11 protein-coding genes are annotated in these 14,153 nt (G+C 52.4%); 7 read left to right on the top strand and 4 right to left on the bottom strand.

The window, feature by feature from the left end:
• Positions 1–134: 134 nt before the first annotated feature.
• Positions 135–617: an Rsd/AlgQ family anti-sigma factor gene (locus AYI96_RS01730; protein WP_039034842.1), complete on the bottom strand. Its 483-nt coding sequence runs from the start codon at positions 615–617 to the stop codon at positions 135–137.
• Between the two features lie 613 nt (positions 618–1,230).
• Between AYI96_RS01730 and hemE the strand changes: the two genes are divergently transcribed.
• The 3 genes from hemE to AYI96_RS01745 all read left to right on the top strand — a co-directional run bounded on the left by hemE (position 1,231) and on the right by AYI96_RS01745 (position 6,157).
• Complete coding sequence (hemE, locus tag AYI96_RS01735; protein ID WP_039034841.1) at positions 1,231–2,295, top strand: uroporphyrinogen decarboxylase; 1,065 nt, start codon at positions 1,231–1,233, stop codon at positions 2,293–2,295.
• 434 nt (positions 2,296–2,729) lie between these two features.
• Positions 2,730–5,327, top strand: a complete 2,598-nt coding sequence (locus AYI96_RS01740; protein WP_071476154.1) for a putative bifunctional diguanylate cyclase/phosphodiesterase — start codon at positions 2,730–2,732, stop codon at positions 5,325–5,327.
• 26 nt (positions 5,328–5,353) lie between these two features.
• Positions 5,354–6,157 carry an SDR family oxidoreductase gene (locus AYI96_RS01745; RefSeq protein WP_039034840.1) on the top strand — a complete coding sequence of 268 codons (804 nt, stop codon included), beginning with the start codon at positions 5,354–5,356 and terminating at the stop codon, positions 6,155–6,157.
• Positions 6,158–6,210: 53 nt separating this feature from the next.
• Here AYI96_RS01745 and AYI96_RS01750 read toward each other — a convergent pair whose 3' ends face one another.
• The gene (locus AYI96_RS01750; RefSeq protein WP_039034839.1) at positions 6,211–6,435 is read right to left on the bottom strand and encodes a hypothetical protein; all 225 of its coding nucleotides are present in this window, start codon (positions 6,433–6,435) and stop codon (positions 6,211–6,213) included.
• Between the two features lie 74 nt (positions 6,436–6,509).
• Positions 6,510–8,153: a methyl-accepting chemotaxis protein gene (locus AYI96_RS01755; RefSeq protein ID WP_233962916.1), complete on the bottom strand. Its 1,644-nt coding sequence runs from the start codon at positions 8,151–8,153 to the stop codon at positions 6,510–6,512.
• A gap of 339 nt (positions 8,154–8,492) precedes the next feature.
• On the opposite strand from AYI96_RS01755, the gene uvrD reads away from it, so the two are divergent.
• The 4 genes from uvrD (at position 8,493) to AYI96_RS01775 (ending at position 13,380) form a co-directional block, all read left to right on the top strand.
• Positions 8,493–10,658, top strand: coding sequence for a DNA helicase II (uvrD, locus tag AYI96_RS01760; protein WP_039034838.1), 2,166 nt, complete (start codon positions 8,493–8,495; stop codon positions 10,656–10,658).
• Positions 10,659–10,760: 102 nt separating this feature from the next.
• Complete coding sequence (ubiA, locus tag AYI96_RS01765; protein ID WP_039034837.1) at positions 10,761–11,621, top strand: 4-hydroxybenzoate octaprenyltransferase; 861 nt, start codon at positions 10,761–10,763, stop codon at positions 11,619–11,621.
• 150 nt (positions 11,622–11,771) lie between these two features.
• A complete protein-coding gene (locus tag AYI96_RS01770) occupies positions 11,772–12,812 on the top strand; it encodes an NAD(P)H-dependent flavin oxidoreductase (RefSeq protein WP_039034836.1) in 1,041 nt (346 codons plus the stop codon).
• Positions 12,813–12,951: 139 nt separating this feature from the next.
• Positions 12,952–13,380, top strand: a complete 429-nt coding sequence (locus tag AYI96_RS01775; protein ID WP_025009251.1) for a hypothetical protein — start codon at positions 12,952–12,954, stop codon at positions 13,378–13,380.
• 125 nt (positions 13,381–13,505) lie between these two features.
• Here the strand turns inward: AYI96_RS01775 and AYI96_RS01780 are convergent, their stop codons facing one another.
• Positions 13,506–14,078 carry a nucleoside triphosphate pyrophosphohydrolase family protein gene (locus tag AYI96_RS01780; protein ID WP_144360877.1) on the bottom strand — a complete coding sequence of 191 codons (573 nt, stop codon included), beginning with the start codon at positions 14,076–14,078 and terminating at the stop codon, positions 13,506–13,508.
• Positions 14,079–14,153: the final 75 nt, after the last annotated feature.

Here is a 14,153-nt window from a genome sequence, read left to right on the forward strand (position 1 = left end):
TTATTCCGACCAAATATCCATCTAGATATCACTGTTAATGCTCATCTGAACATTACATAGAGCCGGCTTTGGAGTCTGAAAACGGCAGTCATAAGGCATTAGGTACGACAATAACCAGCAGACTCGTTACGGTATCAGTTGATTGTCGGTGCTGATTTTTTATTGTGCAGCACTTCCAACATTCTATCTTCCAACTGGAAGCGGGTCTCCAGGGCGTGCACCAATTCGGCGAGATCTTTATCCAGTTGATAGAGTAGATCGTCGCTTTCCAGCTCGGAGTATTTATCACTGAAGTCCAGAGCTTGATCTGTCGTCTCGACAATCTTGGGCAGTAATTGCTGTGCCAGTGCCTTGTTCGATTGCCCTTGTTCGTCACAGGCATCGACGACTCTATTGAAGACCTCGAAATGACCTTCTGAAACGTAATCCACCAACAGATTACAGAAGCCGCGAACCTGATCGACGCAGGGCAGGGACTTGTCACGGTTTTCATAGGGGGCCAGTCCGGCTAATTTGCAGTAATAAACCAGCAATTTCCTGCGGTTATTCAACCATTGATCCACCAAAGCATTGGCTCCGCCCCATTTTTGCTCGGCCTGTTCAAGTTGTTTCAGCATGATCTTCTCATCCTTATCGCCGCACCTGTACCTAATTTAGGTGACAAGTTAACCAGTGATCAACTCTTTTCGGCGTGTAAATGGTTTTTTTACTCATGGACAAACCAGTTGTTTTGTATACAAAAACAACTCAAATGTTAAATTGTGTATCCGGATGCGGATTGGAAAATAAAAAGCCCAGCGGTAGAAACTACAGCTGGGCGAGGAAAGTTTTAACGGGCTCGATGTGACGAGCTTCTTGATTGTTCTTGCTAGCGCAGACTTTTTATACCAAAGGGTGGGAACCTGTGCAACTTTTTTCTGTCATAAGACGTTCGGCTGACGCCTGGATCTTTATACTTTTGTTGTAAAAATGTGAGCTGGCGCAATTGCGTTGCCGTGTCTCGCGGCGCATTAAGTCTGTGGTGGCCGAGTCGTTAGTCTCTATCGTCAATTCGGTCATAAATTTGTCCATTTCAGTTGCCCAATAAAGCTTGGATGGGATCAAACTCTTCTCCGGAATGGTATTTATCCATGCCTCTGGTCACATAAATACTCAGACACAGGTTACAATGCAGCCGCAAATGCTAAACTAGCGAACCAGCAGATCTCAATCGGAGTAGGAATAAGCCCAATGGCAGAATTAAAAAACGATCGTTATTTACGTGCGCTGCTCAAGCAACCTGTTGATGTTACACCAGTTTGGATGATGCGCCAGGCTGGCCGCTATCTGCCAGAATATCGCGCTACCCGCGCCGAGGCCGGTGACTTTATGGCGCTGTGCCGTAATGCCGAGCTGGCTTGTGAAGTTACCCTGCAGCCGCTGCGTCGTTTTGAATTGGATGCGGCAATCCTGTTTTCCGATATTTTGACTGTGCCTGATGCCATGGGTTTGGGCCTGTATTTTGAAGCAGGTGAGGGGCCTCGCTTTGAACGCCCAACCGATACCATTGACGCCATCAAGAAACTGGCTATTCCGGATCCGGAAGATGAGCTCGGTTATGTGATGAAAGCCGTTAGCACCATTCGCCGCGAACTCAAGGGCGAAGTACCGCTAATAGGTTTTTCTGGTTCACCTTGGACACTGGCTACCTATATGGTTGAAGGTGGTTCCAGCAAGGCCTTCGAAAAGATCAAGCGGATGATGTATGCCGAGCCTGCAGCATTGCACATGTTGCTGGACAAGCTGGCTGACTCAGTGACCCTTTATCTGAACGCCCAGATCGCCAATGGTGCACAAGCCGTGATGATCTTTGACTCTTGGGGTGGGGCGCTGTCACATGCGGCTTATCGTGAATTCTCCCTGCGTTATATGCAGAAGATCATCGATGGTTTGAACCGTCATGCAGAAGGTCGTCAGGTTCCTGTAACCCTGTTTACCAAGGGCGGTGGTCTATGGCTTGAAGCTATGGCTGAGACAGGTTGTGATGCCCTGGGGCTGGATTGGACCATAGACATAGGCGATGCCCGTAAGCGTGTCGGCGATAAGGTTGCCCTGCAGGGCAATATGGATCCTTCGACTCTGTACGCATCGCCTGAGCGTATTCATGAAGAAGTGGCGCAGATCCTGGCCAGCTATGGTCAAGGTACAGGCCATGTATTCAACCTGGGTCATGGTATCCACCAGCACGTGGATCCTGAGCATGCCGGTGCCTTCGTTAAGTCGGTACATGAGCTGTCTGCCCAGTACCATAAGTAAGTTAGTATTCGTTTATTAAAAAGGCCCGCAGTGCGGGCCTTTTTAATGTTAAAACAATAACATGTTGTCCGGGCTTGCACCCTTGGATAACATTAATGCGACTGAGTGGCTGTGTCTTAGGGGGAGGACTAACCTGATTCTGCGGTGGACAGGAACCCATGCTGAATTACCCGGAATACAGATTTAGTTCCTTACCATTGATATTTTCAATTTGACAAATTGTGCTCCAAAGCACGTATCTATCTCTTTTTTCCTGCGCCAAATCAACACAAGCCTGTAAGAGTCAGGGCAAGCTGGTGCAGTTTGTCGCGGGCAAAGGGCGGCAAACTGGCGATGATGCCAGTCAAGAGTTTTAACCGGTCATTAAATGAGGTATGTTGCCTGCCGGAGTTCGGTCACTCTTGATATCCGATCACAATCAGCCGTGGTTTAAGATGCACATTGGCAAAAAAATAGGCGTGTTCATTCTGGGGTTCTGTATTCCGGCCCTGCTTGTGGTCGCCTACTGTTTGAATTTTTGGTTTGAATACAGTCTGGGTCAGTTCCGGCAGCAAACGCTGGAACATGAGTATGTCGGTATTGAACAACAGTTTACCCGAGAGTCCCGGCGTCTGCTGCAGCTGGCGCGTCTCTATGTCCCCATTCTCGAAATGCCGTCAGATTCATTGTTAGCCGGTTGGGTTGAGGGGTTACAGTCATCCAATATCAGTCTGTTTCATCTACATCAGGGCAAGGTAACGGCGCTGGCCAACGGCAAGACCCGGGTGCTTGAGCAAAAAGTTCCTCCTGCCGATATGTTTGCTGCTTTGGATAAAGAAGCGTTTGGCGCTGCTGTCGTCAATGGTCAACCGCTGCAGATTGGCTTCTATCGTTTTGACGATGACGAGGCTTTGATCGTCACTCGTTTGCTGACCCCTGTGCACCTGCAGAGTCTTGGGCAGACCAATCTTATCCAATCTGTGACCTTGGTTCCGCTGCGACAGCCTGTGAGTATAGGGCAGCATCTTAAGCTTTTCAGTCAAGTTCCCGTACCGACACTGTTGGACGAGCCTTTTGTATTACAGATCAGACAACAGAGCGATGCCTTTGAACGTCTGGAGTGGCAGAGTTTACTTGTGGTGATGCTGCTATTGCTCGGTGGCATGCTGATGGTCGCCATCGGTTATTTGTGGTTACGACGCGGGTTGCTAAAACCTTTCGACCGACTGATGACAGAGCTTAAGGAGATAGATCCCAGCGCCAGGCGTTATACCCATATTAGTGGTTGCGGCGGCGCTGAATTCAAGGTGTTGGCTGACAGGATCAACAACTTGTTGTTGCGGATATTTCAGCAAAACGAACGTTCCCGTATCACCCTTGAATCCATTGCCGAAGCGGTAATCCTCACCAACAATAAGGCCAAGGTTATCTACCTTAATCCGCAGGCTGAATCCCTGCTTGGGCTGCGCAGTCAACAGGCATTGGGGCGAACGCTGGATTCTCTACTCAAGAGTGACGATCAACTGGATGAAGAGTTACTCGCCTTTATGTCCAGTGGTAACCGACAGCCCGAGTACAGTAAGGTCACTCTGCAGATGCAGCAGCCGAGGATTATGGAACGGGCTGTGAGCAATCTCTGTAACCACAAAGGTAAAGTGATAGGTGCGGTGACAGTGCTGCGGGACATTACCCAAGAAGAAACCCTCAAACAGCAACTCAGGTTGAAGGCCAGTGTCGATGGTATTACCGGGCTTTATAATCGTAGCGCCTTTGAGGAACGCTTGCCCGGCTTTGCCGAAGGCGCCGATACCCTGGCGCTTTGTTATCTGGATTTGGAGCAGTTCAAGCTTATTAATGATAACTGTGGTCATGACGCCGGCGATCAGATGTTGGTGATGGTTGCCAGAGCCATAGAATCCTGCTTGCAGGGCGATGAAATGTTGGCCAGACTCGGTGGTGATGAGTTTGGCTTGGCTGTCCGTAACCGCAGTGCTCTTGAAGTCGCCAAGCTTTTGAAGCAGTTGGTGAAGCAAGTTTGTTTGCAGGTATTGCCTTGCGGCGGTGCCCATTACCGGGTGGGTGTCAGCAGTGGTGTGGCCTTCCATCGAGGCCCTTGCATGGCCCCGGCCGAACTGCTCAAGGATGCCGATATCGCTTGTCTGGCGGCCAAGCGCAAGGGCAGTAATCAAATTCACTTCTTTGATGATCGCAATAAAGAGCTGGCTAATGAGCGCAATGCCCCCAAGTGGGCTGTGCGTATTGCCAGAGCCATAGAAGACAAAGAGTTATTGCTCTATTTTCAGCCAATTAAAGGACTCAATGGTTGTTGTCGCCGTCAAAGGTTGGAGATCTTGCTGCGGATCCGCGACAACAGTGGCCGTATTTTGCCTCCGGCACAGTTTATTGCGGCGGCAGAGCGCTTCAAGTTGATGCCGGAAGTTGATAGGGAAGTTATCCGTAAAGCCTTTCTGTGGCTTTCCGAGCATTCGCAGCTCTGGTCTGAGCTTTGTGTTTCCATCAATCTTTCCGGAAACAGTCTGGGGAGCGAGGGCATGCTGGACTATATCGCCGAGATGCAGGGGCGTTATGGTATTCCCAGCTCCTGTGTCTGCTTTGAGATTACAGAAACCAGTGCTATCCAGAACCGAACCCGGGCGATGGAAATGCTCAACCAATTGCGCCGCTTGGGATTTGCCTTCGCCCTGGATGATTTTGGCAGTGGCTTTGCTTCTTACGGTTACTTGCGGGAACTTCCGGTGGATTATGTCAAGATAGATGGTTGCTTCGTTCGTCATCTGGCCAGCAATGCCAAAGATTATGCGATAGTTAAATCCATTCATGATGTGTGCCGGGTCATGGGGATAGAAACTGTCGCCGAGTTTGTCGAAAACCAGGAAATAGTGGACAAGCTGTTGGAGATAGGGGTTGATTATGCTCAGGGTTACGCCATAGGGCGCCCCAAACCTCTGGAGCAATTTTATCAGTGGCAGAAGGCTCATGAGCAGCAGTTGCAGGGATTGCACTTGCAAGAGGAGTATGCGAGCTTAGCCTGATAACTTCGACTGACAATGGACTGTAGATGGAAGGACTCGCTAATAAGGTCATAGTGATTACCGGTGCCTCGGAAGGTATTGGACGGGCGCTGACGCTGGCATTGGCACCACTCGGTGGACAACTGGTGCTCAGTGCCCGCAACGAACCCAGATTACGTACCCTGGCGATGGAGGTCGAATCGGTCGGCGGTGCGGCGCTGGTGGTCTGTGGTGATGTCGGGCGACAACAGGACTGTGAAGCCTTGATAGCCACGGTAATCGAGCGCTTTGGTCGGCTGGATATATTGATTAATAATGCCGGCATGACCATGTGGAGCCGCTTCGATGAACTCAAGCAACTGGATATTCTTGAACAGCTGATGCGGGTCAATTATTTGGGACCTGCCTGGCTGACCCATGCGGCGCTGCCGCATCTGAAGGCTTCCCAAGGGCAAGTGGTCGTGGTGGCTTCCGTGGCTGGTCTCACTGGGGTGCCAACCCGCAGTGGTTATGCTGCTTCCAAACATGCTGTAGTGGGGTTCTTTGACTCTCTGCGTATCGAATTGGCCGAGGATGGTATTGCAGTGACAGTGATCTGCCCTGACTTTGTGGTTTCCGAGATCCATCGGCGGGCGCTGGATGGTGAGGGTAAGCCACTCGGGACTTCTCCCATGGCGGAGAGCAAGATCATGACTGCCGAAGAATGCGCGCAGATGATGCTGCCGGTCATAGCCGGGCGGGGCAGGATGCTAATTACCTCCTGGCGTGGTCGTCTGGGACGTTTTGTTCGCCTTATTGCTCCAGCATGGGTGGATAATCTTGCCCGCAAGGCAATAGCGTCCGGGCACTAGCCCAAAAATAGATAAGCCTCCGCAGTGGAGGCTTATTTAGGTTATTTTAGAGATTACTTTTTGTCGTTGAGGTGCTGGACTATGGTGGCCTTCGCCTCTTCATGGCTAGCCTTGGCAGCTTTGGCTTGAATATGGGCTGTGGCTTTGTGGCCGGTTAAATCCTCGGCGATATGTAGCCAATCCGGATGCCAGTAAAACTGGCTGCCTTCCAGGGTTGACCAGTTGTGTACTCCATGAGTTTCACCGTTATATACCAAGTCTTTGATTGAATATCCCATAGTCAGTCTCTCCAAGTCGGAATGGTATTATCATGCGGCCGTTGTGGCCGCTTGATTGTGACAAAGATCTCATTTCAGGTGCGAAAACGGCTGATCAAATGCGCCAGATTGTGGGCTAACTGACTCAGCTCCTGGCTGGATTGAGATACCTGCCCTGTTCCCATTGACACCCTGGAGGCGGCATCACTGATATTGGTGATGTTGACCCCCAACTCGCCGGTAACCGCTGTCTGTTGTTCGGTGGCACTGGCCACCTGAATTGCCATATCGTTGATGATACTGATGGCGGCACTAATCCTTTCAATCGCATCACTGGCCTCATTGGCACAGCGGACACTGCCTTGCATACGTTCACGGCTCTTTTGCATCACTTCATTGGCATGTTGAGCCCTTTGTTGCAGCTGCTCTATAGTGCCTTTGATTTCCAGCGCCGAGCTTTGGGTGCGGCTGGCGAGGGTGCGTACTTCATCGGCCACTACTGCAAAGCCTCTGCCGGCTTCACCGGCCCTGGCAGCTTCGATGGCGGCATTGAGGGCCAACAGGTTGGTCTGGTCCGTTATCTGGGCGATCACTTCCAGCACCATGGCTATGGAGTCTGAGTCTTTCTGTAATTGATTTATCACTTCGCTGGCGGCGGTGATTTCTGCATCTGAACTTTGAATGGTATCCAGAGTTTGCATTACCACTTGCTGGCCTTCAGTGGTGGCTTGCACCCCTTGGTTGGCTTGATCGGCCGTTTGTGTGGTGTTGCGGGAGATGTCGGCAATCGAGCTCTGTAGCTCTGTCATAGCGGTGGCTACCTGATCGACCTCAGAGCGCTGCTGTTGCATCTCCTCGGCAGATTCAGCGGCGACAGCAGTCATCTCCTCCACAGCCGCAGCCAGTTGTACCGAGGCGGCGCCTATCTGGGAGATCATTTCATGCAATGTGGTACGCATCTGTCCCAGAGTTTCTGCCAGGTGTTTGAATTCGCTGCCGCTGAATTTCTCCATCGGGATGGCGCTGGCGAGATCGCCCGAAGCGATTTTTTCCAGCACTTGCGTGGTGGCGCCAAGGGGGATAAAGATTCGTCGCAGCAGGAACCAGCCGGCTCCCAGTGCCAGGGTTACAAAGAGACAGAAGACGATAACCAAACTACTGCTGAGGGATTGAATCGCTTGTTCACTGGCGCTTCTGGCAGAGCTGACCTTATTGGTTTCCAGCTCCATCAAGGCTTTGAGCTCGGTCTCGACATTGTTGTAAATATGCCAGGATTCCATGGAGGTCAGCATGTTGGCGGTGTTTTCCGCAAGGTCGTTGCTGTCTTGAGCCAAAAACTGCTTATGCAGTCCCATAAAGGCTTGCAGCGGCGCATCCAGCTTGTGCAGCTGCACCAGGGTATCTTGTCCGGCACCCTGTTTAAGTTGCTGTAATGCCGAGTTGATCGCCAGAGTCTGATCTTGAAGGTACTGACGTGACTCCTCACTCATGGGAGCATTCAGTACCCGTCTCAAGCTGTAACCCAGCTGTTCCCGTCTGAGGCCGGATACCAGTTGCAGTAAAGAGGCGGCCTGATCATTGCTGTGGTACTCACGTTCCAGCAGGCTTATTTGGCTTTTCACCTCCTCTAGGTGATAGCCAATGGTGCCCAATGACAGGCAAAACAGTGCTAAAAGCGCAGCAAACAAGGTGATTAACAACTTGCGCAAAGAAAGATTGGAAAAGATGGCTTGGTTCAAAACCCGGCTCCCAAACAAATGCATGAAAAATATAGTGAATGTTTCAAGATCCTAGGTCTTTGCTCTGTTATAAACTGTGAGTTGTGGCAATTTAATAGGTAAATGTTTTAACTTTTAGTATTTTTGATTGTTAATATTATTAAGTCGTTATTTAGTAATGATTTAATATGAACTTTTGAGACTGTATTTTGTTTTTGAACAAAGTAGGGGAAATACCGATGAAGCCGACTCTGTTTTGCCCTCTTACCTTGAGTCCGGTTCTATCAGTAGCCTGCCAAGGCGCGTAGGAGCAATGGGTCTTTCCTGCTATAATGCGCGCTCGTTTTTGTGGAGGCGCGAATGGACGTATCTTCTTTATTGGATGGCCTGAATGACAAGCAGCGTGAGGCGGTAGCCGCACCTCAATCGAGCATGCTGGTGCTCGCCGGAGCCGGTAGCGGCAAGACCCGGGTACTGACTCACAGGATTGCCTGGCTGCTGCAGGTGGAAAACCAGAGCCCGTACTCCATTATGGCGGTGACCTTTACCAATAAGGCGGCCGCCGAGATGCGGGAGCGGCTGGAGAAGATAGTCGGCAACCATATGGGCCGCATGTGGATTGGTACCTTTCATGGTCTGGCCCATCGTCTGCTGCGTACTCACTGGCAGGATGCTGGCCTGCCGCAGAATTTTCAGATCCTCGACTCGGATGATCAGCTGCGCTTGCTCAAGCGTATTCTCAAGAGCCTGAATTTGGATGAGAAGCAGTATCCGCCGCGGATGGTGGCCAGTTATATTAATGGTAAAAAGGATGAAGGTTTACGCCCGAAGCATCTTGATGGTGGGATTTTCCCCATGGAACAGAGGCTGATTCAAATCTATCAGGTGTATCAGGAATCCTGTGATCGTGCCGGGCTGGTGGATTTTGCCGAGATACTCTTGCGGGCTCACGAGCTGTTTCTCAACAAGGAACATATTCTGGCCCACTATCAGGATAGATTCCGCAATATTCTGGTGGATGAGTTTCAGGACACCAACGCCATTCAATATGCCTGGATCAGAGTACTGGCAGGCAAGAGCGCCAATGTGATGATAGTGGGCGACGATGACCAGTCCATCTATGGCTGGCGCGGCGCCCAAGTGGAAAATCTGCACAAGTTTTTGCAGGACTTTCCCAATGCTGAAACCATTCGCCTGGAGCAAAACTACCGCTCCAGCGGCAATATTCTCAAGGCCTCCAACGAACTTATCGCCAACAACCCGGATCGGCTGGGTAAACAGTTGTGGACCGAAGATGTCGATGGTGAACCCATCTCAGTTTATTGTGCCTTCAATGAGATGGATGAAGCCCGCTTCATCATAGGCCGCATTGGCGACTGGCAGGACAAGGGCGGCAGTCTCAGTGACTGCGCCATCCTCTATCGCAGTAATGCTCAATCACGGGTATTGGAAGAGGCCTTGCTGCACAAGGGGCTGGCTTATCGTATCTATGGCGGTTTGCGCTTCTTCGAGCGTCAGGAGATCAAGGATGCCATGGGGTACCTGCGTCTGATTGCCAACCGCGATGATGATGCCGCCTTCGAGCGGGTGGTCAACACTCCCGCCAGAGGTATAGGCGATCGCACCCTGGATATTCTCAGAACCACAGCCCGGCAGCAGCAACTCACTCTGTGGCAGGCCTGCGTCCGTTTGTTGGAAGAGAAGGTCTTGGCAGGCCGCGCCGCCAATGCGGTGCGTGGCTTTATGGACTTGATAGTGCAGCTGCGCAGTGACACCGAAGAGCTGCCTCTCTATCGCCAAGCGGATAGAGTGATCCAGGATTCCGGGCTCAAGGCCATGTATGAACAGGAAAAGGGCGAAAAGGCCCAGGCCAGAGTGGAAAACCTCGAGGAACTGGTCACCGCGGCGCGCACCTTCGAAGTGCCGGAAGAGCTGGTGGACATGGGGGAGTTGAACGCCTTCTTATCCCATGCGGCGCTGGAGGCGGGAGAAGGCCAGGCTGATGCCCACACAGATGCGGTGCAGTTGATGACGCTGCACTCGGCCAAGGGGCTGGAGTTCCCGCTGGTGTTTATGGCCGGTGTTGAAGAAGGGCTGTTTCCCAGTCAGTTGTCGCTGGAAGAGGGCGATCGTTTGGAAGAAGAGCGGCGCCTGTGTTACGTGGGCATGACCCGCGCCATGCAGCAGCTGTATATCACCTATGCCGAGTCGCGCCGCATCTATGGCCGTGAAAACTATTCACGGCCGTCGCGCTTTATCAAGGAGATCCCGCCTCAGTACCTGCAGGAAATTCGTCTCAAGGCGCAGGTGGCCACCCCCATGGCCAATAACAGGTTCAGCAAGTCGCAAAGCAGCTTCAACGACACGGGCTTCAATGTCGGCCAACGGGTGCTGCATCCCAAATTCGGTGAGGGGATAGTGACCAATTTTGAAGGCCAGGGCGCACAGGCCAGGGTGCAGGTGAATTTTGATGACTTCGGCAGTAAGTGGTTGGTGGTGGCCTACGCCAAGTTAACCGCGTGCTGACAGCCCGCATAGGAAAATTCGCGTTTTGCGGTGTCAATCACACTGTTGCTGAGTCATAATGCTTGGCAAATTTAAGGCTGAGATGTGTTGGAGAGCCTACCGATGAACTTGAGGGAAAAAATTGACGTCTATGCCCGTCTGTCGCGACTGGACAGACCCATAGGGACTTTTCTGCTGTTGTGGCCCTGTTTAATGGCGCTGTGGTTGGCGGCCGGGGGCTTACCGGATCTCAAGGTGTTGATCATCTTTATCATAGGTGTGTTTGTGATGCGCGCCTGCGGCTGCATCATCAACGACTATGCAGACCGTGAATTGGACACCTATGTCGAGCGCACCAAGGCCAGACCTTTGGCCAGTGGCGAGGTCACGGTCAAAGAAGCGCTGGGCTTGTTTGTCGTCATGGGGCTGTTTGCCTTTGGTCTGGTGTTGCTGCTTAACCCTCTGGTGGTGAAGCTCTCCCTTGTCGGTATGCTGCTGACTATCATCTATCCCTTCACCAAACGCTACACCAATATGCCGCAGATGTTCCTCGGCACAGTGTGGAGCTGGTCGATCCCCATGGCTTATGCCGCCCAGACAGGTGAAGTCCCTGTCGAAGCCTGGTGGCTATTTGCCGCTAACTGGTTCTGGACTGTAGCCTACGACACCATGTATGCCATGGTGGACAGGGACGATGATCTCAAGGTGGGGATCAAGTCCACCGCGATTCTGTTCGGCCGTTACGACAGGCAGATCATCGGCCTGTTTCAGCTGGCGGCGCTGGCCTGCTTTATGACTGCAGGTTATGTGGCCGAGCGAGGAGCCCTTTATCTGGTAGGGCTACTGGCCTTTATCGGCTTTGGACTTTATCAGCAGAAGCTGATTTATGACAGGCAGCGGGCACCCTGCTTCAAGGCGTTTCTCAACAACAACTGGGCGGGTATGGCTTTGTTTGTCGCCTTGGGGATGGATTACCTGCTCTGAACGACATTGAGTTTGACTATCAACGCCGCGATTCTCGCGGCGTTTTTGCTGGTGCAAACCACTGCCAACCGTTAGTCTGAACAGCCGGGTTAGTAAACCAAGCAGCGGCAAGAGGTGCTGCTGAGGACTGAAGCAAGAAGGAGTCTTGGTATGTTGATAGAACAACTCTTTGGTATTGAATTACCGCTTATTCAAGCACCTATGGCCGGTGCTCAGGGAGTGCCGCTGGCTTTGGCGGTCGCTTCTGCCGGTGCGCTTGGCTCCATTCCCTGCGCCATGTTATCCCATGACAAACTCAAGCTGGCAATAGAAAGCTTCAGGCGTCAGAGTGACCGGCCGCTGAACCTTAACTTCTTTTGCCATAAGCCACCCGAGGAACAACCCGAGCGTTTGCGTACCTGGCTGCAGCAACTGGCGCCTTATTACCGTGAATTCGAGGTCGAAGAACTCGGCGGCGGTGCTGAGCGGCGTCCCTTCGATGCCAAGGTTGCCGCGGTTATAGAACCCTTTCGTCCCGAAGTGGTGAGTTTTCATTTCGGGCTTCCCTCCACCGAACTGATGCTCAGGGTCAAGAGTTGGGGCACCAAGGTGATTGCCTCGGCAACCAGCGTCGCTGAGGCCAAATGGCTCGAATCCAGAGGCGTGGATGCCATCATAGCCCAGGGATTGGAAGCCGGTGGTCACAGAGGCCATTTCCTCAGTGATGACTTGACTGAGCATAGCGGTACTTTTGCCCTGTTACCGCGCCTGGTACAGGCGGTGAAGGTGCCCGTGATTGCCGCCGGTGGTATTGCCGACGCCGCCGGAGTGCAGGCGGCCATGGCTTTAGGGGCGGCCGGGGTGCAGGTGGGTACGGCCTATCTCCTGTGCCCGGAGGCCGAGATCAGTGAACTGCATCGCCAAGCGCTGAAAGATCCGCAAATGAATCGCCATACGGCACTGACCAATCTCTACAGTGGCCGTCCGGCCAGGGGCATAATGACCCGTTTGATGCGTGAGTTGGGGCCTTTGGGGCAAGCGCCGGACTTTCCACTGGCGGCCAATGCCATTGCGCCGCTGCGCGCCGCGGCAGAAGCACGCGACTGCTGTGACTTCAGCCCGCTCTGGTGTGGTCAGAATCCGGAGGGATGTCGGGAAATTCCCGCCGCCGACTTGACCCGTGAGTTGATGGCGGCCTTTATCAGGGCTTGAGCTTTTTCTGGTCTAGTGTATGTAACTGGTTGTATCATTGCGAATTAGTCACTCCTGCAACCGGTGGAGTGACCCTATCTTAAGATGGACTGCAATCAAAGCTTTGACTGCGGCGTAGAGCCGCAAAAGGGAGATATAGATGAAAAAATCACTTGCTCTGGCGCTGCTGGCCCTAATGGTCAGTGCCAACGCCGCGGCGCGAGATACCATAGCCCAATATCCGGTGCAGGAACTGCTGCAGACCGAGAAGGCCAAAGAAGCCCTTTACGATGTGCCACTGTATTTTGCCACTCAGGCGCATCCGGAGATCAGCAAGAGCTATGGCGAGGTGATCACCAATAAAAAGACCAATGCCTTTGGCAAGTCAGATCGCGAAGCTTGTGAGTGGGTGATGTTGAGTGCCCTAAAGGCGTTGCAGGAGCGCGCCGAGCGTGAGGGGATGGACGCTGTGGTCAATATCCAGTCCTATTACAAGAAGCGTGAGTTTGCCAGCGAAACTGAATATGAGTGTGGTGCCGGGGCTATCATGGCCGGGGTGGCGCTGAAAGGGACCTTGGTGAAGTTCTAACGATGAAGCACTCACAGTTTTGAACGCTGAAAAAGCAGACCTGGAGTCTGCTTTTGTGGGCGAGCGGTTGGGAACCTGTTTGGTTCCCCAAAGGCGAGTGCCAGTTTAGGATTGAACGCCGAGCGTTACACCAGAACCTTGAGGTTGGCTGGACGATAATAGACAGACTTGAGCACCTTGCCCTGGCGCACTGTTTTGCCGGTCATTTCCACATCTTTGGCGCACTTGGCTATCAGGAAGTCACCCTGACGGCTACCGACAATTTCCACCCCTTGCTTGGCATAGTGGGCCACGGTGTCGGCCAGTTCTTGCTCATTGCGGCACACCTTGCTCATGTTGCTGGCATGCACTTCATCCCAGTAGGGCTCAAAGTCGATAGCTTTGTTGGCGGCAACCTGCAGCAGCAGATCTATCAGGTAGCTGATCTCCAGTCGCTCCCCGACTTGGGTGCAGCCCAAGTGCACCAAGCGTCCCATCAATACATACACGCTGTCGACTATGGCGTCGGCCTGTTCAACCTTGTCGTCGGCTTCGGCCAGTTCGGTCAGCTCTTCGCTGATAAGTGAGGTGTGCAGAGTGTCTGCCTTGGCATCTAGGGTCTCAGGAGAGTCGACCGGCAGATCGAAGGTGGTTCGGAATTCGTGAATATCCCGGTAGAGCTTGCTGTATAGCTCTTGAGTCAGCAGAGTCAGTTTCATTGCTTGGGTTCCAGCTTGGGCAAAGGAGGGGATGATAAAGAATTACCGGGTTTGAGGCAAAGTTTGGCTACTGTG

Origin of the sequence: Shewanella sp. MSW (assembly GCF_007636515.1) — a bacterium.
Taxonomy (GTDB): domain Bacteria; phylum Pseudomonadota; class Gammaproteobacteria; order Enterobacterales; family Shewanellaceae; genus Shewanella; species Shewanella indica.

Excerpts from the sequence above, each read along its gene's own strand:
- AYI96_RS01730 (WP_039034842.1), bottom strand. The coding sequence starts at position 617 with ATGCTGAAACAACTTGAACAGGCCGAGCAAAAATGGGGCGGAGCCAAT.
- hemE (WP_039034841.1), top strand. The coding sequence starts at position 1,231 with ATGGCAGAATTAAAAAACGATCGTTATTTACGTGCGCTGCTCAAGCAA.
- AYI96_RS01740 (WP_071476154.1), top strand. The coding sequence starts at position 2,730 with ATGCACATTGGCAAAAAAATAGGCGTGTTCATTCTGGGGTTCTGTATT.
- AYI96_RS01745 (WP_039034840.1), top strand. The coding sequence starts at position 5,354 with ATGGAAGGACTCGCTAATAAGGTCATAGTGATTACCGGTGCCTCGGAA.
- AYI96_RS01750 (WP_039034839.1), bottom strand. The coding sequence starts at position 6,435 with ATGGGATATTCAATCAAAGACTTGGTATATAACGGTGAAACTCATGGA.
- uvrD (WP_039034838.1), top strand. The coding sequence starts at position 8,493 with ATGGACGTATCTTCTTTATTGGATGGCCTGAATGACAAGCAGCGTGAG.
- ubiA (WP_039034837.1), top strand. The coding sequence starts at position 10,761 with ATGAACTTGAGGGAAAAAATTGACGTCTATGCCCGTCTGTCGCGACTG.
- AYI96_RS01770 (WP_039034836.1), top strand. The coding sequence starts at position 11,772 with ATGTTGATAGAACAACTCTTTGGTATTGAATTACCGCTTATTCAAGCA.
- AYI96_RS01775 (WP_025009251.1), top strand. The coding sequence starts at position 12,952 with ATGAAAAAATCACTTGCTCTGGCGCTGCTGGCCCTAATGGTCAGTGCC.
- AYI96_RS01780 (WP_144360877.1), bottom strand. The coding sequence starts at position 14,078 with ATGAAACTGACTCTGCTGACTCAAGAGCTATACAGCAAGCTCTACCGG.